Source organism: Shewanella sp. T24-MNA-CIBAN-0130, assembly GCF_040310185.1.
Taxonomy (GTDB): domain Bacteria; phylum Pseudomonadota; class Gammaproteobacteria; order Enterobacterales; family Shewanellaceae; genus Shewanella; species Shewanella psychromarinicola.
Genome location: NZ_JBEOPP010000013.1, coordinates 80419 through 102640, shown reverse-complemented (window position 1 = coordinate 102640; position 22222 = coordinate 80419). Strand labels below are relative to the sequence as shown.

Genomic DNA, 22222 nt, shown 5'->3' with positions numbered 1-22222 from the left:
TCACGCCTATCACTCGAGCTTTTATGTCGAGTTTCCAATGCTACTTTTTGTTCTGGCGAGAGTGTAATTTGTTTCATAGGGCTATGATGATCCCATTTGGGACAAAATCAAGCATTTTCAATGATCACGGGTATATAGGCCGACTTTAAATCCTGTTAACGACGACATCAGAGTATTCTTCGCCATATTATGTTGAGTCGGAGATATGGATATGTCTGCAGTACGTCGTTTGCTGATGATACTGGTTAGGGCTGATTTGAGTGCTCCATACCCCATCCATGCTAAATAGCTACTACCGATCAGTTGTACTGCCATAAAGGCAACATGGGATTGCTGGATCATCACACTTATGCCCATCAAAGATAGAAAGGTGTGAACTAAGATGGCGACGGCAATGCCTAGGGCGCAATAAAGCGCGGTTAAGCGTGTTTGCTGTGTGGCCATTTTGACGATAATGGCAAAATCAGGTCCGGGGCTCATTAATGCCACAATGTGAATAACCGCTAAACTTGCCAATAAAGTCATGTCCATATTTATTCCGTTTGTTGTTAATTAACCTTAGCTCGGGACAATAATTGGTAATCAAACAACTTGTTGTCCTGCTATTTGTGTGACATTGACTTGAAATCGTTCCGCGATTGACTTGCAGTAGGCCTTATTAGTAAAACAAATGACAAGTTTGATAGAGTGGACTTGAGATAAATTCGCTTTTGCTGATTTATCTCATGTCCCATCTATTATCTCGAACTGAGGTTAACTAAAACAGGCGACACTAGTCGTTATATCAATGTAAGTTGATGATAATGGCATATTTATGCTGAAAAAAGATAATAAAAAAGCGCTAAATTAGCGCTTTTTTATATAACGAAAGCTATGCGTTAATTTTTGTCATTAAGCACTTGCTCTTCAAACTTTTTACCTGCTTGTGAATTATTGAATATTTCTTCGTTAAATTCACCCTCAGATTTAGCAATGATGACGGTAGCCACAGCATCACCCGTTACATTCACCGCAGTGCGGATCATGTCTAGCATTCTGTCGACACCAATAATCAAGGCAATACCTTCAACCGGCAAACCTACTTGGTTTAATACCAATGCCAGCATAATAAGGCCTACACCAGGCACACCCGCCGTACCGATAGAGGCCAGTGTAGCCGTGAGCACGACCGTGGCATAATCCATGATGCTAAGGTCAATACCATATACTTGGGCAATAAATACCGTTGCAACACCTTGCATAATGGCGGTGCCATCCATGTTGAGTGTGGCACCTAGTGGCAGCGTAAAAGAGGCAATTTTATTGTCGACACCCATTCGGTGTTCGGCGGTTTCAATGGTAACGGGTAATGTTGCATTAGAACTTGCAGTACTAAATGCAAACAGTTGCACATTGCGAATTTTACGCAAAAACATTAACGGACTGAGGCCTGAAAATAGTTTTAGTAGAGTAGGGTAAACAACAAGCCCTTGTATAAATAGCACTGCTACCACTAAGAAGAAGTATTTGACTACGCTGCCGAAGGTTTCTAATCCTAGGGTTAAACTCAGTTTGGCCATTAATGCGAAAACACCATAAGGCGCCAATTGCATAATTAATGTCACGACTCGCATGATCACATCATTTAAATCGTTAAAAAATGATGCAACACGAGAGCCTTTATCACCGATATGCGCGATAGCAAATCCAAAAATTACCGCAAAGATGATGATCTGCAGCATATTGCCTTCGCTCATGGCTCGCATTGGGTTTGTGGGGACGATATTAATCAGTACCTCAGACAAACTAGGTGCATCTTTAACCGTAAATTCTAGCGCATTATTTGCCAGACTTGCATTACCAGGGTGAATAATTACCGCGGCTAAAATCGCGATGGAGAGCGCGATTGCTGTGGTGAATAAATAAAAGGCAATGGTTTTGCCTCCTAAGCGACCTAATTTAGAGGGATCACTTAACGAACTTGTTCCACACACTAGTGAAACGAACACTAATGGAACAACGAGCATTTTTAAACTCGAAATAAAGATCGTGCCGATCACATGTAAAAAACCATTAGTAATGTATTCTTCAATGAATTGACTATCTGGAAACACATTCCTTAACAACAGGCCTAAAATAATGCCTGCAGCCATACCTATTAAAATTTTGCTCGTGAGCCCGAGCTTAAGTTGTTTACTCACAGAGTGTTCCTTCTAATCATATTATTTTATGCCTTTATTTAATGCGCTAAAGACTAGCAGGAATTGATAACTTAGGAAATGGTCTTAAAGTGAAAGTTTTAGCGGATAAGTAGCGAAGAAAATAGTAGAGTTATGCTAAGGTTACACGATGTCTGCGTATTGTTAATCTATAACAAACTATAATAATTCTTAAGTTTTACCTTAATGTAACAGGGAGCCTGACAATGAAGTCAGCATATAAAGTTTATTTAGCACTTTTATGTACATTTTTTATCGTCGCATGTGGCGGCGGTGGCGGTATAACCGATGATGGAACCGGAGGTGGGACAACTCCTGATCCGACTATATCTATTGCGTTAAGTATCGACAATGATCAAATTTCAGTTGCTGAACCTGCGATTATTACCGCAATAGTGAAAGACTCAACGGGTGCAGCTATTAGCACTTTAGTTTCTTTTTCATTAAATAATGCTGAATACGGCACCTTTTCTCCCGGTACGGGTGAAGTCGCAACTAATGCTGATGGTGTTGCTACTGTACAGTTAAATTCTGCGGCAATAAACACTGGCGCAACCATTAGTGCGACCATTACATCTGGCGAGACTAATTCGCTTAACGTGACTATGGCCGGTGACGGTGGCGTAGCAGGTGGTGGTGCCCAAGTCTCATTGGTACTAACCGATGAAGACGGTAACGCAATACAATCGATTAACACATTATCACCAGGCAAATTAACGGCGACCGTTAGTGGGCTTTCTAAGGCGGTAATTGTGACCTTTGATAGCCCGATAGGTGATTTACCGGTTAAAACGGCCGTCACCAATGCACAAGGCAAAGCGACAGTCGATATCTATGCAGGCAGTTCTTTAGGCGCTGGAGAAGCCACGGCATCGCTCTCGACTAATGAAATCGGTTCAACAATTGTTGTCGTTGGTGCGACCGATGTTGTCATGGGCAGTGGAACACCTTTTGTTCAAGGTGTGGCGGCGGTTAGTGCAACAGATCTTTCTGCGGGTGGGACTGCAACGATTTCAGTGCTGATTCAAGATGATCAAGGCAATCCTTTTACCCAACCTGTTGATGTGAACTTCTCTTCAACATGTGCGACAAAAAGTCCAGCGCAAGCCGTGATTAGTTCTCCAGTTTCATCAAGCAATGGGGTTGCAACCTCAACGTATCGTGCTCAAGGTTGTGTTGGTGAAGATCAAATCAATGTAACAGCCAATGCGGGTGGAATAAGTTTATCTGCTGCTGGGACTATTAATGTACTGCAGGCTGATGTCGGTAGTATTGTGTTTGTATCAGCCGCTCCTCAAAACATTAGTATTTTAGGCACTGGAGGTGATGAATCATCAGTGGTTAAATTTAAAGTACTCGATAAAAATAGCAATGTGGTTACCAACCAAAATGTGATTTTTAAACTCAACACTACTATTGGTGGCGTCAAAATTGATCCATTGCAAGCCACAACCGATAACAGCGGTGTGGTACAAACTGTCGTCACTACCGGTACTGTTGCAACATCACTGCGTGTTACCGCGACGGTAGATAATGGCTCAATCCCTGCTATTTCTAGCCAATCAAGTCAGTTAATTATATCAACGGGTATTCCTGACCAAGACAGTTTTTCGTTATCGGCTGAAGTACTTAATGCTGAAGGTTGGGATCTAGACGGGACGATTGTCAAGGTTACTGCTCGGATGGCCGATGCGTTTAACAACCCTGTACCCGATGGGACGACAGTATCTTTTACCACTGAAGGTGGCTCTATTGAAGATGCATGTCAAACAGTAAAAGGTGCGTGTTCGGTCTCTTGGACAAGTCAGCTTCCTCGACCTGAAGGTGAAATGTTACTCAATGGTGCGGGTGCAATGTTCCGTAATCCAAGTGCGCTGTTAGCATATGATTCGACTCTTGAGGTTTATGGTAATATTTACGGTCAAAAATACGGTGGCCGTGCAACGATTACTGCATCGGCTATTGGTGAAGAGTCATTCCCTGACCTCAATGGTAATGGTCGTTTTGATGCCACTGAAGCCGATACGTTTTTAACCGGTAAAGATGTAACTGGTCAGCTATTTGATTTAAATGATGCCTTTAATGACTATAACGAAGATGGTGTGTTTAATCCGCAACAGACTGGTGGTCAGGATGGTGGTACGTTAGAAGAGTTAGTTGATTTTAACGCTAATGGAGTATTTGACCTCAAAGACCGCAAATATAATGGTGTGCTTTGCTCTGAACCTGTTCATTCAGCTTGTGCTACTGCATCAGACTCTCGGTCTGTATTTGTGCGTCGTAGTTTAGTCATGGTGATGTCTGGTAGTACTGCTTTTGCCACGGACTCAAGTAACATTGTCATTGCAGATAGCACTGGAACGCATACTGGCGGTAGTATCACTATCGAGGGTAAAGGTTCTGCTACGGCAATGTTCACGATTTCTGATTTACATAATCAGCAAATGCCCGCCGGTTCGATTGTGAGATTCAAGACCTCTGCCGGTTCTGTTGTCAGCACCAGCGAATTTACTTGGCCAAGTTCTAACTACAATGGTGGACGTCAGTTCAGCACAACGCTAAAAGGTGAAGATGAACCTAATACAGGGGTCTTTATTGTTGAAGTGGAATCACCAAATGGTTTAATCACCCAAGTGGTATCAATCGGTGTGACTATTCTATAATCGATTGATAGTGACTCTAACCATTGCGTTAGGGAACACCCATTAAAAAAGGCGCTTAAAGCGCCTTTTTTGTTTTTGTTGATAACACCAATTATAAATACTTCTAGGTTGCCGCTTTCATTGCAACGGTAAATTCAGCCATTTTTGCTAGTAATGTGACTTCATCGTGTTGATGAGCGGCAATGATTTTAACCACCGCAGAACCTGAAATTGCCCCCGCGGCGCCAGCCTTGATGGCGGCGCGCACTTGCTCTGGTTCGGCAATACCAAACCCTAATAGTGGCGGTGGGGCATTAAACTCGACGAGTTGTGTGAGAATATTTTCAATTGGCTCACCGGCTTTTGACTCAGTACCCGTGACGCCGGCACGTGATAATAGATAGGTATAACCTTCACCTTGTTCACTGACCAGCTTTAGGGTGTCAGAGTCAGCATTTGGCGGAGCGATAAAGATTGGCGCAATAGCATGTGCTTTTGCGGCTTGACTAAAGGGTTCAGATTCTTCAACTGGCACGTCGGCAATTAACACTGAATCCACACCGGCAGCTTGTGCTTTGGCATAAAATGCATCGATACCATTGGCAAAAACTAAGTTGGCATACAACAATAATCCGATAGGCAGATCTGGGTATTGCGCCCGCACTTTAGTGATGATGTCAAAACAATCACTTTGTTTAGTGCCTGCAGCCAATGAGCGTAAATTTGCGCCTTGTATCACGGGGCCATCGGCTAATGGATCTGAAAAAGGAAAGCCTAATTCAAGCGCATCAGCGCCATTATCAACTAAGGTCTGGATAATTTTCAACGATAATTCAGGGCTCGGATCGCCAATGGTGACAAAAGGAACAAACGCGCCTCTGTGTTGTTTTTTTAGTGCAGCAAATGTTGCTTGATAACGGTTACTCATTGCCGCTCTCCTGTTGTTTTTGTTTGGCCTCTAAAATATCTGCCACAGTGAATATATCCTTGTCGCCACGCCCAGATAGATTAACCACTAAAATCGTTTCTTTAGTGGCTTCTTCGGCCATGCGTACCGCATAGGCAAGAGCGTGGGCAGATTCTAATGCGGGGATAATCCCTTCGCATCGCGCGAGTTTTTGGAACATATCCAGTGCTTCATCATCAGTTGCTGATTCATAGCGTGCACGACCAATGGCATTCAAATGTGCATGTTGTGGACCAACCGATGGGAAATCAAGCCCAGCAGAAACAGAATAAGACTCTTCAACTTGACCGTCGCTGTTTTGCATTAAGGGTGACTTCATCCCAAAGAAAATACCGGTTTTACCGTGTTTAAGCGGCGCGCCGTGCATAGCGGTATCGAGACCTTTACCAGCGGGTTCCACACCAATCAATTCTACTGACGGTTCATCAATAAAATCGGCAAACATGCCAATAGCATTTGAACCGCCGCCGACGCAAGCAATAACGGCATCGGGTAAGCGTCCTTCTTTTTCAAGAATTTGTTTTTTAGTTTCTTCACCGATCATACGTTGGAATTCTCGCACAATTGTCGGGAATGGATGCGGCCCGGCTGCAGTACCCAGCAAGTAATGCGCTTTATCATAGCTGCCTGACCAATCGCGCATGGCTTCGTTGCAAGCATCTTTTAGGGTTGATGAACCTGAGGTAACCGGAATAACTTCAGCGCCCATTAATTTCATCCGAAATACATTCGGCGATTGACGTTCAATGTCCTTGGCGCCCATATAGACTCTACATTTTAAGCCTAAAAGGGCACAGGCTAGGGCAGTGGCTACGCCGTGTTGTCCTGCGCCTGTTTCAGCGATGATTTCTTTTTTGCCCATACGCTTAGCTAACAGCGCTTGACCCAATACCTGGTTGGTTTTATGGGCGCCACCGTGAAGCAAATCCTCACGCTTCAGGTAAATTTTCACCAAAGGGTTCGGACTTAAGTTACGGGTAAGTGTTAGCGCCGTTGGGCGTCCGGCGTAGTTTTTTAACAAGTCGGTAAATTCAGCGATAAAGCTTTCATCTTGTTGCGCTTCGATAAAGGCTGTTTCAAGTTGTTTTAATGCAGGGACTAAAATTTGTGGTACGTACATACCGCCATATTCGCCGAAATAAGGGTTAAGCTTGAGCTTGGTCATAAAATTTCCCAGTGAATCATAGTGTAATAATGTCAATAAATTGTTCGCAACTGCTCGCTAATTAAGGCGTAATTGTGCAAAGGCGGCAATCAGTTGTTGGTGGGCTTTATGGCCAGGGGTAGATTCTACTCCTGAATTTAGGTCGACCCCATAAAATCCTTGCTGGCTGGCGAGATAAACATTGTTTGGGGTTAATCCTCCCGCCAACATCGCCTGTTGTTTATCTATGATGCTGGTTTGCCAATTGAATGTTTGACCTGTACCGCCAAATTGTTGTGCTGACTTGCTGTCGTATAAATAACGATCGGCGCCAGCAGGCTTTGCACTCATCTCGCCGGTGTTACTGTCAATAGAGACCGCTTTCCAAATTTGAGTATTCAGTTGCTGATGATTAAGTAATACCCTTAGCTCGTTGATTTCAAGTTCTGTTTCATTGCCGTGCAATTGCACCGCATAAAGACCCAGTGTATGAGCTAACAAGGCGATATCAGCAATGGGATGATTAACAAACACACCCACCATATTTAATCCAATATTACGCTGTTGCATTTGTTCTACTAAATGATTGGCTTGAGCCGGGGTAACCGCTCTTGGTGATTTGGAATGAAAAATTAATCCACCCAATACTGCACCTGCTTTGGCGGCTGCTTCAATATCGTCAATTTGGGTCAAACCGCAGACTTTATTGTGACCAAAAATAAGCTGTCTGCAAGCTAAATCAATATCGTCTTGCGCCATAATTGAACTACCAACAAGGTAGCCGTCAACCAAGGGATTTAGGCGGCGGACTTGTTGGTGGTTATAAATACCTGATTCGCTAATCACCACTCTGTCGGCAGGGATCTGCGGGGCTAATAATTCGGTGGTTGCAAGATCAGTGCTTAAGTCGCGTAAATTACGGTTGTTAATACCAATGATCGGTGCATTTAGATCAATGGCTCTGACCAATTCAGCTTGGTTACTCACTTCGGTTAAGGTATCTAATTGATACTTTGCCGCTTCGTTAGCTAATAAACGATATTGCCCATCATCAAGCACTGACAGCATGAGTAAAATGGCATCAGCACCTTGGTGGGCAGCCAATTTTACTTGATAAGGGTCGACAAAGAAGTCTTTACAGATAATCGGCTGAGTCACTCTGGCGCGGACTTTAGGAATGTAGTCCATGTCACCTTGGAAAAACTGTTCATCGGTGAGCACTGAGATGCCAGCGGCGTAGTGAGTATAAATATCTGCGATGGCTTCAACATCAAAGTCTTGACGGATCAGTCCTTTTGAGGGACTGGCCTTTTTACATTCAAAAATGAACTGAGCATTAGGCGCTTTGAGGGCGTCATATAAACTACGGTCAGATATTTTAGGCTGTAAACTGGCTTCTGGGAAACGCAGTTTAAGCGCGGCGATATGCGCCACTTTAGTTTCAATGATGCGGGTTAACACATTACTTTCTGGCTTACTCATGGTTTTCTCCAGCTTGGCTCGCGGCAGCTAGTTCGATTAATAAGGTAAAGGCTGCACCACTGGCAAGTGTCGCTAGTGCTAGCTGAGTGCCCGCTTGAACTGAGTCGCAAATGCCGCTGATGTACAAAGCACAACCAGCGTTAATAGCGACAGCATCTCGATGAGCGGGTAGACCCTTGCCTTGTAAAATGGTTTGGGTGATTAAGGCATTTTCAGCCGGTTCGCCACCGGCTAACTGCGCTATACCTGCGCGGTTAACACCAAGATCTTCAGGGCTAAGTTGGTAAGTACGCACCACGCCGTCTTTTAGTTCTGCCACATGAGTATTGTCATGCAATGCGACTTCATCTAAGCCACTGCCATACACCACCATGGCGCGTTTAACCCCTAGGGCATGAAGCACGTGTGCGATAGGCTCGATCAGTTCAAGTTTGTAAACTCCTAGCAACATAAACTCTGGGTTTGCAGGGTTAATTAACGGGCCGAGCACATTAAAAATGGTACGGGTTTTTAAGGCTTGTCTAACGGGCACGGCATGTTTAACTCCGCCATGGTAATGGGGCGCAAATAAGAAACATAAGCCAAGCTTATCTAAACACTGGCTTGCCGCATCTGGCGCCATGGTGAGCGTAATACCGCAATGGGACAATAAGTCAGATGAACCAGACTTACTTGATACGCTACGGTTACCGTGTTTTGCTACCTTAGCGCCTGCTGCTGCTGCAACAAAAGCGGCAGTGGTTGAAATATTAATGGTGTTATGGCCATCACCACCGGTACCGACAATATCAACAATGCCGCTGTGTTTAGAGGCGTCACTGCGCGGGAATGGTTTGGCTGCTTGTCGTAAAGCATCAGCGGCTCCGGCTATTTCGTCAATGGTTTCGCCGCGCATTTTCAGCGCCACCAACATACCTGCCATAGCTGCTGGCTGCATCTCACCTTGGATAAGAGCGCTAAAAACTTGCGCCATTTGTTCGCGAGTTAACGCGCTACCTTGGTAAAGGCGGTCGAATAAAGCTTGTAGGTTATCCACTATGCGCCTCCGGTAAAAGTATGCTCTTGGGTTAAATACGCCAATGTTTGCGTCAGTAACTGGCTACCTAAAGTGGTTAAAATCGATTCTGGATGAAATTGAAATCCGATTGCTTGATGTTGTGGGTGCAATATTGCCATTGGCATCTCATCGGTGGTAGCAATGATTTTCAAGCAGTCTGGCACCTTTGTTGCCACTAAACTGTGGTAACGGGCAACGGGCAAAGGTGAGGGTAAATTAGCAAATACGCCTTCACCATTATGGAAGGTTGGACTGGCTTTGCCGTGGACCACAAACGGCGCGCGTTCAACTTTGCCGCCATAATATTCGACCATGGCTTGATGACCTAAACAAATGCCAAGCATCGGGACTTTACCGGCGACTTTACCAATGAGTTCCATCATGCAGCCTGCTTCGTGAGGCGCGCCAGGGCCAGGCGATAGCACTAATGCGGCTTTACCGGTTTCATTGATCAGTTTTTCTGCAACATAATCGGCACTAACATCATTACGATAAATGATCACCTCACAGCCAAGGCTGCGGAATTGATCCACTAAGTTGTAGGTGAATGAGTCAAAATTATCGAGTAAATATAACTTCATCCGCATAGTCGCTTGTGGGGTTGCAGTGCTCATAGTCCACCTCCCATTTTGATCGCCGAAATCACCGCTTGGGCTTTTTGACGCGTTTCATCGGCTTCTGCTTGTGGATCTGAATCAAACACCACCCCGGCACCTGCTTGTATATGGGCAATATTATGTTTAACAAAGGCGGAGCGGATAACAATGCAGGTGTCCATGTCGCCCAGACCATTGAGGTAACCGACCGCGCCACCATAACTGCCACGACGAGCTTGTTCTGCTTGACGCACTAATTGTGATGCACGCACTTTTGGCGCACCCACTAAGGTGCCCATGTTCATACACGCTTGATAAGCATGTAAGGCATCTAAATCCTCACGTAATTGGCCAGTGACGCGGCTAACTAAATGCATAACGTGCGAGTAACGATCGACTTTTAATAGTTCGGTGACTTTACGGCTTCCGCTTTGACTGATGCGGGCGATGTCATTACGGGCTAAATCGACCAGCATTAAATGTTCTGACAATTCTTTCTTATCTAAACGCAGCTCAAGTTCTATGCGGCTGTCTAAGTCAACATCAATCTCACCTTGGGCATTTTTACCGCGCTGACGAGTGCCGGCTATGGGATACACTTCAACTTGATTACTGGCAGCATCATATTTCAAGGCACTTTCTGGCGAGGCGCCAAATAAAGTGAAGTCTGGGCCTCTAAAATAGAACATATACGGACTTGGATTGGTTAAGCGTAAAGCCCGATAAGCCCCTAATGTATTAGGACAAGGTAAGCTAAAGCATCGAGATGGCACTACTTGGAAAATATCACCGGCGACAATGTGTTCTTTTAAATCATTAACGGTTTGCTTAAATTGTTGGTCGGTGATGTTGACTTCTGCGTCGGCTGCTACTGGCGCAAAGGGAGCAATATCGTCTAATTCGGCGCATTGTTGTATGACGTGTTGCAGTTGCTGAGCGAGCTGTTGTGCAATGATGTTATCTTGACCAAATTGATGACTGACAATCTCCGCTTGTTGGGTTTGATGGTCAATTAAAATAAGTGTTTCCGCAAGATAGAATAAGTAGTCGGGACAGTCATTATTTGCGTTGGGCGCCGCGGGGAGTGGCTCGACGGTATCAATTAAGTCATATGCTAATACGCCCCCTAAAAATAAATCTTCAAACTGTAGCGGATTATTGGTTTGAATGTGTTTGATAAACATTCTTAAGCCATCAAGCGGAGATGTTGACTTTAAGCGCGCATCTTCGTCTTGTAACTCGGTGGCCTTTTGCAGCGTGACTATTAGTGTCTCATTGTCGCGTTGTTGCTGTGCATCACCAAAAAAACCGGCAATGGGCGTTAACAGCGCGGCGCCATTGTGAGTCAATGCACTAAAGGTGAGTTGATAACCATCGCAACGGATCATCATCGCGGCATGGGTTAACACAATACTTTTTAAATGGTCTTTACTTTCGACCTCAGCTGACTCTAATAGCATGGTATGCGGCGCGTTATGGGTCACTTGCTGATAAAGTTTTAGTGGATCCGTATGGTAGGTTAACGTCTGCTTTTGCGTCGTAACCTGAGCGAGTTGGTTTGGTGTCGTCACGATTGTAGTCACTATGTGGCCGCTCCCTGTGTCATTGTGTTTATCATCTGTTGGCCTTTAATCTTGTGTAACCCGAGTGATAAAATCGAATGAGCCAAATAACAAAAAAGCCCACATCTCTGCGGGCTTTCTGGTAAAATCTTGTCTCTTAAAAATGAGCTCAAAGCTTCACACCACCCGTTAATTTGGGAAGTGCCACCACCAAGTAATGTTTAATGAAGCTAAAGAGTATGTCATTGTTAATCGCTGTGTTGTAACTGTGTTTAATGTCTATAGGAAAACCCAACTGGAGATTAATGTCAATTGAATATTTCTCAAAAGTCGTCAAAAAATGACAATCAGGATAAATCTCGTTTATTTATTGAGCACTTCAGCTAACTTATACTTAAAGAATTCATCAATTGGTATTATTTATTCATAAATCCAAGCAGTATTCTTATCGCTATTCTTGTACAATAAGCACATGATTACAGAGACTCTCTTGGCCGATCTTCACAGCCACACGACCGCATCAGACGGTCAATTAACACCAACAGAATTACTCACTCGCGCTATTGAAAAAGGCGTTGAGATGTTTGCAATTACTGATCATGATACTGTCGCAGGGTTAGCAGAAGCGCATCTTGCTAATCAAAGCCATGCCACACCATTATTATTAATTAATGGTTGTGAAATTTCGACTCGTTGGAATAGTTTTGATATTCATATCGTCGGATTAAACTTGGACATTACTCACTCTGGATTGTTGGGTTTTTTAACTCACCAACGGCAATTGCGTGAAGTGCGCGCCCAAGAAATTGGCGAACGTTTAGCTAAGGCTGGGATAGAAGGCGCCTATGACGGTGCAAAAGCTATTGCTGGCGATGCGGCGTTGAGTCGTGGCCATTATGCTAGATGGTTAGCCGACAATGGCCACGCATCAGATATGCCGAGCGTGTTCAAACGCTTCTTAGCACGCGGTAAAACAGGTTATGTACCCAATAATTGGGGCGACATGGCCAATGCCATAGAGCATATTCATCAAGCGGGTGGCGTTGCTGTATTAGCTCACCCTAGCGGTTACAAATTATCGGCCAAATGGCTTAAGCGCTTAGTGCGTGAATTTGCAGAGGCCGGTGGCGATGCGATTGAAGTTATTTTAGGCCAACAAACGTTGGACGACCGTAATAATCTTATCGCATTAAGTAAGCAAAATAACCTACTTGCTTCAGTGGGGAGCGACTTTCATTTCCCCAGCAATTGGATCGAGCTAGGTAAAAACTTATTCCAACCACAAGGTGTGGAATGGGTTTGGCAATCACAATATTGGACGGAAAGAGCATGAGTCAATTTTTTTATATCCATGACGAAAACCCACAAGCACGGTTAATTAATCAAGTGGTAGCGATTCTTAAACAAGGTGGGGTCATTGTTTATCCAACAGACTCGGGTTATGCATTAGGTTGTATGATTGGTGAGAAAAACGCCATGACGCGTATGGCGCGTATTCGCCAGATTGAAAACGATACAAACTTTTCATTAATGTGCCGTGATTTATCTGAACTGGCCAATTTTGCCCGTGTTGATAATCAAGCATATCGTTTATTGAAAAGTTGTACGCCTGGCCCTTACACGTTTATCTTTAAAGCGACCAAAGAAGTACCTCGTCGTTTACAATGTGACAAAAAACGCACCATAGGTATTCGTGTTCCTAATAATGTCATTGCGCTGGCGTTGCTTGAGGCATTAGATGAACCTATGATGACCACGAGTTTGGTGATGCCCAATGAGCAAATTGCCGAGTCAGATCCTGAGCATATTCGTGATATTTTAGATCATCTAGTCGATGGCATTATTCACGGTGGTTATTTACCTGAAAATCAAACGACAGTAATTGATATGTCTGAAGATGAGATGGTTATTTTACGTCAAGGCGCTGGCGATACCAGCACATTTTAATAAACGAGGGAAACCCCCGTTGATGAATCGTCAAGGATAAACATGCAAGGCAGTCAGCAAAGCCTGCCATTGGCAGTGGTTCGTGGTCAAGTTCTTGATAGCATGCCATTGGACTTGTTTATTCCGCCGGAAGCCCTAGAAGTGTTTCTTGAAACCTTCGAAGGCCCACTGGATTTGTTACTCTATTTGATCCGCAAACAAAAATTGGATGTGGTTGATTTACCCATCCAACAAATTACCCAACAATATTTACTCTATATTGAGATCCTCACCGAAGCGCGGATTGAGCTGGCAGCCGATTACCTGGTCATGGCCGCAACGTTGGCTGAAATTAAGTCACGTTTGCTGTTGCCCAAAATGGCGACGGAAGACGATGAGGAAGAAGATCCCCGTGTGGTACTTATTAGGCAATTAAAGGCTTATGAGGTGATTAAGCAAGCGGCAGTCGATATTGATGTGCTACCGCGTATTGAACGAGATGTGTTTCAGGCATCTGTTAGCGCAGCTCCCGATATTAAACCGGTGACGGTGCCACCAGAGGTTTCACTTGTAGACATTGCTCGTGCCTTTGGGGAAGTGCTCAAACGGATTGATGCCAACGAAGATCACCATGTTAAGCGCGAACACTTATCCACGCGCGAACGTATGAGTCAAATTTTAACCAAGTTATCCAGTACGGAATACATTGGTTTTGAGTGCTTGTTCGATGTGAGTGAAGGTCGAGCCGGTGTGGTGGTGAGTTTTTTGGCATTAATGGAGCTGGTTAAAGAATTATTAGTTGAGTTAGTGCAAAATGAACCGTTTTCGCCAATTTATGTAAAAGCGTATTAATTAACGATATTCGAAGAGATCCATGAAGCCAATTAATCCTATTCAACTAAAACAACTCATAGAAGCCAGTTTATTTGTCTTAGCTAAGCCGTTGTCGGTAAAAGCCATCAAAGAAACCGTACTCGCTGATTTTAGTGTGTCGAGGACGCGTATTCAGGAAACGCTCGATGAATTACAACAAGATTATCAAGAACGTGGTGTACAACTGGTTAAAGTAGCTAGCGGCTATCGCTTCCAAACTCAAGAAATACTCAGTCCTTATCTACAACCACTGTGGCAAGACAAAGCCCCTAAATATTCGCGGGCTACACTTGAAACCTTGGCCGTTATTGCGTATCGGCAACCCGTGACTCGTGGTGATATTGAATACATTAGAGGCGTTGCTATTAGCAGTCAGATTATTAAAAGCTTGGTCGATCGCCAGTGGATTAAAGTGGTTGGCCATAAAGAAGTGCCCGGTAAGCCAGCGTTATATGCCACTACCAGTGCATTTCTTGATTATTTTAATGTAACAAAACTTGCCGATTTACCTGCGTTAACGGATGTTGATTCTTTACATTCATTATTTAAAAAAGCCCAGTTAGCCATGGATGATATTGTTGAGCTTGATGAGACGGTTGATCTAAATGAAGCGGTTGATCTAGTCCAGATGGAGGACCTAGGTGAAAAGCATGTTGCAACGGACAGTCATACTGACAAGCATCATGGCAATAGCGATACGGTTGAGGCACAAGCTGAACCAAACTCCCGCGATGCTGATAATGCTACTCAACATTAATCAATAGCTGTCTCTTCTGATAATATTTTATTATCAATTGCCGGTGGGCGACAGACACACTTTTTGCTGTGTCTATGGTGATTGATAACGGCCACTTTCGGGTAGATTATTTACTATATAATCGATAAATCGCTGATCGATGAGGCTTAAAAATCATCTTGATGGATACACAAAAAATGACACGCTAATATATGGTGGTCACTTAGCAAACAAACGCACCCGTTTGGCATGTTTAAATTCTTGCTGACAAATACGCAGCGGTAAATAACCTATACCTCGTCCAAAAAGCGAAGCCTCGTAAGCTCATTTAATACTCGTTAGTACATAATCATCCTTAACCGCTCGCATAGCATCATAGGCCTGTGGCACTTCGCTAAACGATTTACCATTAGCGAAGCGAAATAAAATCGAATTGTGTTGTTCTATAACGGCTGTCTCTAGCTTGATCCCAATAGGCTATTTAGCGATATTTTTAAGCACCTTGTTCCTGTTTAATGTGGTGCGACAACCACTAATTACCCGGTTCACTGTACCATTGGCTATTACTGGCGTATCAGCAGGATTATTGATATTGGATGCGCCGTTTAGCTTTAGGGTGTTGTTTGAGTTATCGAATCTATCTGGCATGGTCATCAAAATGGCATTGTATTGGTTGTTCAAATCAATTTGAACGCGAAGAAGGTAAGGACGCTGGATTTGCACTGCTTGATCCGTGTGTAAGCCGTGTTCGTCCTGTGATGATGGCAGCTATCACCACTATGTTAGGGATGATCCCATTAATCAGTGATGCCTTTTTGGGCTCTATGGTGATAACCATCATTTGGGGTTTAGGTTTTGCGTCGCGAGTTACTTTAGTGGTGTAGCTAGTCAGGTATAGCCTAGGCCCTAGTGTTTAATATTAAAGTGACTCGTTAACAGCGGCATTTCTTCGTTAATAAGTCACTTAAAGCAGCAATTTTGCGTAAGCATGACTGATATAGTTGAGAAACACTGGTATTTTTTGCTCACCAGCTCCATTCAGCGTATAATCGATGCACTTTTCTAAATTGTATGCGCTCCTTGCGGGTACAATCCTAAAAAGATAATGGAACAAGAGTTATTAACATCTTGTTTTTCATATTTAATCCTTTAAAGAGTCCGCTAATGAGTGATTACATTACATCGACTTCGAATGTGTTCGTTTACATTCGTTTTTGCTCGTAAGGTATTAGCGAACAAAGAGAAAACTCTGCTTTTATATATTTTTTCATTCGGATCTATTCGTATGTAACCGCAACTATATTGTACATGAGCGTGTACATGGTTTCAGTTGCTACAAGGAATGGTGGTTTATGTCGTTAAATGATTCTTGGCTGCGCGCTAATACTGGCAAAGTGCCAGAGAAGATATTCGAAAAAGCTGATCGCGATGGCCTCAGTGTTCGAGTAACTAAAAAAGGCGTTATCATTTTTCAGATGCGCTATAAGCTCAATGGCAAAGCTGCTCGCATTGATATTGGTCCTTATCCAATCGCATCATTGAAAGATGCCCGTGACACTTGTAATAAATACCGCCGATGGCTACTCGATGATATTGATCCCCGCGATGCGCTGCGCGAGAAAAAACAAACCGAAGATGCCTCGACTATTGAAGCAATGTTTAGATCGTGGCATAACTCCCAGTTTGTTGATGGCCGTTCGTCTGTAAAAAACAAAACCGCTAACGATTACATCAAGTCGCTTGAGCTTCATGTATTCCCGAAAATTGGCAGTAAGATTGTTTCTAAGGTCACGTTGCATCAATGGCTTGATCTGCTTGAACCGCTTGCAGCTAAAAAGCCAACCATGGCCAACCTAGTATTAACGGTTAGTCGCCGCGCATTAAAGTGGGCGGTTAGGCGTAGACTGATCCAAACTAATGAGTTAGCCGGTATTGAATCGAAAGAAGATTTGAACATCACTAGCAAAAGCCGCACTCGAGTATTAAGCAATGATGAGTTAACCAGCTTTTTGCAAGCGCTCGATGGCGCGAAAAGGCAAAAGCTAGGTAACCGGCTAATGTTATTTTTGGCCGTGTTCTTTGGGTGCCGTATTGGTGAACTGCGCTTATCTGAATATCAGCATTTTGATTTTGATAAGATGGTGTGGACTGTGCCTATTGAAAATCACAAGATGGGCTCAAAGACGGACAAACCGTTAAAGCGTCCTATCATCCCTGAGATTGTGCCAATCATTGAATTAGCAATGAGCTTAGGTAAGCCTGTAAGTAAGAAATATGTTTTCCCGACTAAGACCGGTGGGCCATACGATAACAGTGTGGCCACGCGCATGCTTAGCCCTATTAATACATGGCTTAAAGCGAATGAAAAGCAAGTTGAGCATTTCACCGTTCACGACTTGCGCCGAACGCAGCGCACTAATATGAGTAAGATAGCCACGACTGATGTTGCCGAAACGATGTTGGGCCATAAGCTGCCAGGTATTCAATCTATTTATGATCATCACGATTATTTAGAGGAACAAGCTAAGGCTTATAAAATTTGGTGGAATAAGTTACAGCGATTGAAAGATCCCGATGCGTATCAGAATGTCGTAGAATTGAAAAAGGCCCAGTAGGGCCTTTGTTTTATTTGTTTATTCTGCCTTGTTTTTTTAATTCATAAATCATGTTGGCAATTGTTTTATAAGTTCGGCCAAGCGCTAGGCTAATATCTTCAATTTTATCTTTACCGTATCGCTCTATTAAATATTTAAGCTCGCTGGTCATCCATGCCCGCTTATGGTTAAAGTGAAATTCAGGGTGATACTTCATCTTTCCATCTTTATAGTATTCAATACTCATAAGGACTCCTCAAACTCATTACGTTCACATTTATTACACTTACTTTGTTCCATATGATAAGGGAAGCTACAGTCTAAATCAGTTACCCACAAACCATGATCATCACATCTAAAAACTTGCCAAGGCATGCCGTATTCAAGCATCCACTCCGCAACATGCTTTGGCACATCGATATCGAGTATCCCATCCTGAACAACTACGCTGCCAACTTTTCCGCTAAGTACCATTCCGCTAAGCGTGTAAACTTTATCTTTTAACGCTGCGTTTTCTAGTTCAAGAGCCTTTATACTTTGAAGCGAAATTGAATAAAGTTTTTTGTATTTTGGTTCAGGTGCTAATTTAACATTCATGCAGCCCCCTTAAACTTATCAATAATTAAACCATTCATGCTACATACCCCTGTAAACGTAGTTTTGAATCGGCAGTGATGGCAAATAACTCTGCATCTGCTTGGGTGAAGTCGCTAACTTCAATAGCATTGCACGTTTTACATATGCCCCAATCGCTGTAATTGTCTGGCTTATAAGTCACTTCAACTTGTTTCTGGTCATGCATAATGGTGAAGAACGATGCGGATAAGGTCACGACACCTTGTTTAACGCTAAATGTTTTAGTGGGTTTGCTCATGCCACTTCTCCCATTGGTTCGCACTTATCTAACATGCTACTTAGCTCTTCTATTATTTTGCTGGGGCGAATCTTTTCTAATAGCCGCTCGTTAGCTTTTTCACACAGTACGGTTTTACGGTACTCATTAAACTTATTTGGATTAGCATTGAATGCTTGTTCTACAACATAATTAACTTCGCTAGGCCACTTTGTTGATGTCAATTCTTGGTCATCATCATTGGAAATAAGCTGCTCTATGTCGATTTGCTTACCTAGCTCTGGATCTGCTTGGGTGATTTTTATATCATCCTTGGCTTTGATAGCTGTAGGTGTATGAGTAGCAGCTGCATTGATGATATCTAGCATCACTTGGCCATCACGCAATAGATCTGCTCTATTGATGTAGCCCATACGTTCGCCTTGCCAATCTTTGTCGAATATGGCTATGGCACACGCAAAACCAGCACTTGATGCGGACTGTTTTTTATTTGCTGGTTTAAACCAGGTCGGCAAGTCAAAACTAATTCGACCGCGGATGAAGCAAACATGATCCGCATCTTCTGGCCACCAAACTTCACTAGTCGCTGACTTAATTAGATAAACGACTTTGGCACCTTTATCGCGCTCGATTCTAGTTTTATTTATGATGTTGCGCATGCCTGTAATGGCTTGCTTGTCATCGTAACTTGAGCGTGAATATGGCGGGTTAGCAAAGGCTTTAGCCCCGTTCAAGTCACCTGCCCAGTCTTGAATTAGGGCGTTATCTTCAACTGTGTAGTAGTTAGCAAATTTGTTATTTTCGCCATCACTAAAAAGGTCTAGTACAAATGGGCCAAATTTAGCAAACACACCCCACAATAAGGCAGGTGGTGTTTGCCACTGATCGCCAACCTCTTTTAGATAGTGAGCTGACTTTGCTTTTAATGCATTCAAGCTTTGTAGATATTCACTCATCACGCCACCTCGCTAGGTAGTACAAACTTATAACCGAACTTGTACCAATCAATCGCCTTAACCTTTTCGATAACTTCTGCAACTTCATTGATGCGCGTTATTGCTCTGGATAGGTTTGATTCTGTGATACCGTTAACTTGTGCGGCATTTTTAGCGCTTATCCCGTCAACATAGTGGTGTTTTAGCGCTTCAATCACTTCAACTGAATCAATGCGGGTTAACTGTAAAAGTAGGGCCATGCGTTCGGCAGGTTCGCCGCCTGGGATTAGGTATTTCATAGTGATGATCCAATTTTTGATATATTACCGACCAATCGACCACGTTCTTGTTTTAGCTTGCCTATCGCTTTTTTTAACTTGCGCGCTGATATGCAATTTTTACATCCATGTTCATCAAGAATTTCATCGTAATATCTTCGGCTATCTGTAAAATCATCTTCTGTGCGTTCACTTTTAATTATGCCGAATACAGTAGTTAGGCAGTCCCCATAGCCGTATTTGTCAAACTCTAAAAAATCTTCGTCACCATGGCATTTTTCTAGGTTTGTAGACCTTTGGGTTTGTGCTGCATGTATTTCAGTGCTTATCTCGCTAATTCGTTTTGCGATAGATTCTAATTTGCTCATATCTCACCTCACATCACTAAAAAATTAGGGTTGTTGATATCATTTTCAGTCACTGCCCATTGAAGCCAGTCCTTCTGAATTTCTTTAATGATCTTTCTACCATTTGCATCAACTTCAACGATGTTGCACTCGAATGTGTCAAGGCCATTTATTTGGTATTTTTCCATGAGTCTTCTACTGATAGATGGCTTGGAGTAAAGGCTTTTAGTTGTTCTAATGATAAGAAAGAAACCCATTTTCACCGGAAGTAAAACCGTCAGTTTGTGGCTTGCTGACATAGATAGTGCTTGTGGTAAATTCATATCTCACCGCCTTTAATCAAAAGTGTAGGTAAACCAGAATTCTGGCTTGCCTAGAATTGCGCTTTCTTCTGGTGGTGAATCCATCAGGGCTATTTGTTCTAACGCATATTCAGCTTTTTCTAAGGCTTGTTCTGCTAGTCTGCGTTGCGTAAGTTTTCGCTTATGATAAGCCTCCCATGCCAACTCTTTTGTTTGATGGCAATGACGCTTACCAGAACCATTCAATACAAAGCGCTTTTTTGACCATCTGTCGCGCATAACCCAAGCGCCTTTTGGCGTTTGCCTTACTTCGTCGAACACCTCTAACTGCAGTAGCACTCCATCTTCAGTTACGTAATCAGCATATCTATAACGTTGGCTCATGCTAAATCCTCCAAGCTAAGACCCAGTTCACGTGCCAACTTCATATCTTCTGCTTTGCGGCGTGCAGCTGCTTTCACTTTTCCTTGGTCGCTAATTGCTTGATTGATGGCTTTACGGTCTTTAAATTCAGCATCAACATTAATAACACTGTTAAATTGGTGCTGCGCCGTTCGCATGCCATCCCATTCAATATCTGCTTTGGTGGGTTGCTTGGGTTGTTCAGCCGTTTTGCTACGGGTTACTTTCATCACCGCAGGCTTTGCGCTGGCTGGTTGATAGTCACCCCGTTTTTGTTCGAGGATCCGTTCGCGGTTCGCCTGATAGTAGGCACGCGCTTTGATTTGTTTTTGGGTGAGTTGGCTCATGCTGCCACCTCTGCTTTGGTCAATGACATTATCCAGTTGCGCAATTCAATCATTTGAGGGCAGTGGTACATTGACTCTACATAGGTATAAAGCTTGGGGTAATCATGCTGCTTGCGTTGAATAAACCAATTGGCATCCGCTTCGGTTAAAAACGCACCTTTAACAACATCTTCATATTCTTCCATCCAAAATAGTTCAAAGCCTTCTAGCTCACTATATTCATGATCGAAATGTTCAAGAAAGTAGTTAATCTTATCTTCACCCGATAGATCTTCATCAATTTCACCATCAACCCATGTCTCTAGCATTTCTGGTAAGTCATCAGGATCACAATCAAGATAATCAATTATCTGCTGATTAATTTCAGCATCATTTTTGTTAGTTGCTGCGACACTGTGTTCGTTCTCTCTATCTACAAACTCAAAAGTATCAGAGTAACCACTCATGGTTATACGCCACCTTTTACAGCGAACTTGCCACACTGGCTCGGCAGTACAGCGGTTATTCTGCTCATGCATTTGCTTAGACATTTCAAGCAGGAAAGCGGGTACGTTGTTCATAATCCCTCACATATCTCAATAATTTGTTTGCATTGCGCTTCATCGGACCAACCGATGTGACACTTTGATTTTTTAATGCCTAATTTGCTGGCTAACCATGTGTAGCCATCGGTTCGGTTCATGCCTTGCATTTGCCAGGCGTAGTTAAAGGCGTTCTTAGCTCTAATTCTCAGTGCGCGTAACTCTTTATTCGCTAACGTGCCAAGGGGTAGATTAGTTCTTGGGTGCATGCCAACGTATGAATCACAATCATTGCAGGCATATACCCAAGGCCAATTGCCAAGCTTGTGGCCATAGATGGCGCAATGGTGCGCCACCTCAACTAATCCCCCGCAGTTGTTGCAAATACACGGTATTTCTAGTCGGTCAGTGACACGCTTTACCGCTTCTTTGCATGGGTCCATTGGGGTGTATTCCATCG

At 43.4% G+C, this 22222-nt stretch carries 25 protein-coding genes and 1 pseudogene; 7 read left to right on the top strand and 19 right to left on the bottom strand.

Annotation, left to right across the window (positions count from 1 at the left end; translation table 11 throughout):
- Positions 1-117: 117 nt before the first annotated feature.
- Both AAEZ02_RS08045 and AAEZ02_RS08040 read right to left on the bottom strand, forming a co-directional pair.
- Complete coding sequence (locus tag AAEZ02_RS08045) at positions 118-531, bottom strand: LysE family translocator (protein WP_351122715.1); 414 nt, start codon at positions 529-531, stop codon at positions 118-120.
- Between the two features lie 347 nt (positions 532-878).
- The gene (locus AAEZ02_RS08040) at positions 879-2180 is read right to left on the bottom strand and encodes a dicarboxylate/amino acid:cation symporter (RefSeq protein ID WP_101030450.1); all 1302 of its coding nucleotides are present in this window, start codon (positions 2178-2180) and stop codon (positions 879-881) included.
- 224 nt (positions 2181-2404) lie between these two features.
- Here AAEZ02_RS08040 and AAEZ02_RS08035 point away from each other — a divergent pair, with 224 nt between their 5' ends.
- Positions 2405-4861, top strand: a complete 2457-nt coding sequence (locus AAEZ02_RS08035; RefSeq protein ID WP_335686303.1) for a hypothetical protein — start codon at positions 2405-2407, stop codon at positions 4859-4861.
- Between the two features lie 103 nt (positions 4862-4964).
- Here AAEZ02_RS08035 and trpA read toward each other — a convergent pair whose 3' ends face one another.
- From trpA to AAEZ02_RS08005, 6 genes are read right to left on the bottom strand one after another with little or no spacing between them, the layout of a single operon-like run.
- Positions 4965-5768: a tryptophan synthase subunit alpha gene (gene trpA, locus AAEZ02_RS08030; protein ID WP_101030455.1), complete on the bottom strand. Its 804-nt coding sequence runs from the start codon at positions 5766-5768 to the stop codon at positions 4965-4967.
- Positions 5761-6972: a tryptophan synthase subunit beta gene (gene trpB, locus AAEZ02_RS08025; protein ID WP_101030461.1), complete on the bottom strand. Its 1212-nt coding sequence runs from the start codon at positions 6970-6972 to the stop codon at positions 5761-5763. Before trpB ends, trpA begins: the two co-directional genes overlap by 8 nt.
- Positions 6973-7029: 57 nt before the next feature.
- Positions 7030-8433 carry a bifunctional indole-3-glycerol-phosphate synthase TrpC/phosphoribosylanthranilate isomerase TrpF gene (gene trpCF / locus AAEZ02_RS08020; RefSeq protein WP_351122712.1) on the bottom strand — a complete coding sequence of 468 codons (1404 nt, stop codon included), beginning with the start codon at positions 8431-8433 and terminating at the stop codon, positions 7030-7032.
- Entirely contained in the window at positions 8426-9469 is a 1044-nt protein-coding gene (trpD, locus tag AAEZ02_RS08015) for an anthranilate phosphoribosyltransferase (protein WP_351088578.1), read from the bottom strand. The genes trpCF and trpD overlap by 8 nt, the downstream gene beginning before the upstream one ends.
- Positions 9469-10071 (bottom strand): aminodeoxychorismate/anthranilate synthase component II, encoded by a 603-nt coding sequence (locus AAEZ02_RS08010; protein ID WP_101034639.1) that lies wholly within the window; start codon positions 10069-10071, stop codon positions 9469-9471. The genes trpD and AAEZ02_RS08010 overlap by 1 nt, the downstream gene beginning before the upstream one ends.
- A 29-nt stretch (positions 10072-10100) precedes the next feature.
- Positions 10101-11672, bottom strand: a complete 1572-nt coding sequence (locus AAEZ02_RS08005; protein ID WP_502959322.1) for an anthranilate synthase component 1 — start codon at positions 11670-11672, stop codon at positions 10101-10103.
- 448 nt (positions 11673-12120) lie between these two features.
- Between AAEZ02_RS08005 and rnm the strand changes: the two genes are divergently transcribed.
- From rnm to AAEZ02_RS07975, 6 genes and pseudogenes are all read left to right on the top strand, one after another.
- On the top strand, positions 12121-12981 hold the full coding sequence (gene rnm, locus AAEZ02_RS08000; RefSeq protein WP_124014168.1) for an RNase RNM: 861 nt from the start codon (positions 12121-12123) through the stop codon (positions 12979-12981).
- On the top strand, positions 12978-13595 hold the full coding sequence (locus AAEZ02_RS07995; protein WP_101030476.1) for an L-threonylcarbamoyladenylate synthase: 618 nt from the start codon (positions 12978-12980) through the stop codon (positions 13593-13595). Before rnm ends, AAEZ02_RS07995 begins: the two co-directional genes overlap by 4 nt.
- A gap of 42 nt (positions 13596-13637) precedes the next feature.
- Positions 13638-14426: a segregation and condensation protein A gene (locus AAEZ02_RS07990; RefSeq protein WP_351122709.1), complete on the top strand. Its 789-nt coding sequence runs from the start codon at positions 13638-13640 to the stop codon at positions 14424-14426.
- Positions 14427-14448: 22 nt separating this feature from the next.
- Positions 14449-15204 (top strand): SMC-Scp complex subunit ScpB, encoded by a 756-nt coding sequence (gene scpB / locus AAEZ02_RS07985; protein ID WP_351088580.1) that lies wholly within the window; start codon positions 14449-14451, stop codon positions 15202-15204.
- A gap of 427 nt (positions 15205-15631) precedes the next feature.
- Positions 15632-16067, top strand: a pseudogene (locus tag AAEZ02_RS07980) (efflux RND transporter permease subunit); the annotation flags it as partial.
- Positions 16068-16535: 468 nt separating this feature from the next.
- Complete coding sequence (locus AAEZ02_RS07975) at positions 16536-17798, top strand: tyrosine-type recombinase/integrase (RefSeq protein ID WP_351122706.1); 1263 nt, start codon at positions 16536-16538, stop codon at positions 17796-17798.
- A gap of 10 nt (positions 17799-17808) precedes the next feature.
- On the opposite strand, the gene AAEZ02_RS07970 is transcribed toward AAEZ02_RS07975, so the two are convergent.
- Genes AAEZ02_RS07970 through AAEZ02_RS07920 form a run of 11 tightly spaced genes read right to left on the bottom strand, consistent with a single transcriptional unit; the run spans position 17809 to position 22220 of the window.
- Positions 17809-18024, bottom strand: a complete 216-nt coding sequence (locus AAEZ02_RS07970) for a hypothetical protein (protein WP_351122703.1) — start codon at positions 18022-18024, stop codon at positions 17809-17811.
- Positions 18021-18374, bottom strand: coding sequence for a hypothetical protein (locus AAEZ02_RS07965; protein WP_351122700.1), 354 nt, complete (start codon positions 18372-18374; stop codon positions 18021-18023). Before AAEZ02_RS07965 ends, AAEZ02_RS07970 begins: the two co-directional genes overlap by 4 nt.
- Before the next feature lie 34 nt (positions 18375-18408).
- Positions 18409-18651, bottom strand: a complete 243-nt coding sequence (locus AAEZ02_RS07960) for a hypothetical protein (RefSeq protein ID WP_351122697.1) — start codon at positions 18649-18651, stop codon at positions 18409-18411.
- On the bottom strand, positions 18648-19586 hold the full coding sequence (locus AAEZ02_RS07955; protein WP_351122694.1) for a phage N-6-adenine-methyltransferase: 939 nt from the start codon (positions 19584-19586) through the stop codon (positions 18648-18650). Before AAEZ02_RS07955 ends, AAEZ02_RS07960 begins: the two co-directional genes overlap by 4 nt.
- Positions 19586-19864: a PapB/FocB family fimbrial expression transcriptional regulator gene (locus AAEZ02_RS07950; RefSeq protein ID WP_351122691.1), complete on the bottom strand. Its 279-nt coding sequence runs from the start codon at positions 19862-19864 to the stop codon at positions 19586-19588. Before AAEZ02_RS07950 ends, AAEZ02_RS07955 begins: the two co-directional genes overlap by 1 nt.
- Positions 19861-20211: a hypothetical protein gene (locus tag AAEZ02_RS07945; RefSeq protein ID WP_351122688.1), complete on the bottom strand. Its 351-nt coding sequence runs from the start codon at positions 20209-20211 to the stop codon at positions 19861-19863. The genes AAEZ02_RS07950 and AAEZ02_RS07945 overlap by 4 nt, the downstream gene beginning before the upstream one ends.
- An 8-nt stretch (positions 20212-20219) precedes the next feature.
- Positions 20220-20513: a hypothetical protein gene (locus AAEZ02_RS07940; RefSeq protein ID WP_351122685.1), complete on the bottom strand. Its 294-nt coding sequence runs from the start codon at positions 20511-20513 to the stop codon at positions 20220-20222.
- A 12-nt stretch (positions 20514-20525) separates the two neighbouring features.
- A complete protein-coding gene (locus AAEZ02_RS07935; protein ID WP_351122682.1) occupies positions 20526-20876 on the bottom strand; it encodes a hypothetical protein in 351 nt (116 codons plus the stop codon).
- Complete coding sequence (locus tag AAEZ02_RS07930; protein ID WP_351122679.1) at positions 20873-21241, bottom strand: hypothetical protein; 369 nt, start codon at positions 21239-21241, stop codon at positions 20873-20875. Before AAEZ02_RS07930 ends, AAEZ02_RS07935 begins: the two co-directional genes overlap by 4 nt.
- Positions 21238-21801: an ead/Ea22-like family protein gene (locus AAEZ02_RS07925; protein WP_351122676.1), complete on the bottom strand. Its 564-nt coding sequence runs from the start codon at positions 21799-21801 to the stop codon at positions 21238-21240. Before AAEZ02_RS07925 ends, AAEZ02_RS07930 begins: the two co-directional genes overlap by 4 nt.
- Positions 21798-22220: a zinc-finger-containing protein gene (locus AAEZ02_RS07920; RefSeq protein WP_351122673.1), complete on the bottom strand. Its 423-nt coding sequence runs from the start codon at positions 22218-22220 to the stop codon at positions 21798-21800. The genes AAEZ02_RS07925 and AAEZ02_RS07920 overlap by 4 nt, the downstream gene beginning before the upstream one ends.
- Positions 22221-22222 lie beyond the last annotated feature (2 nt).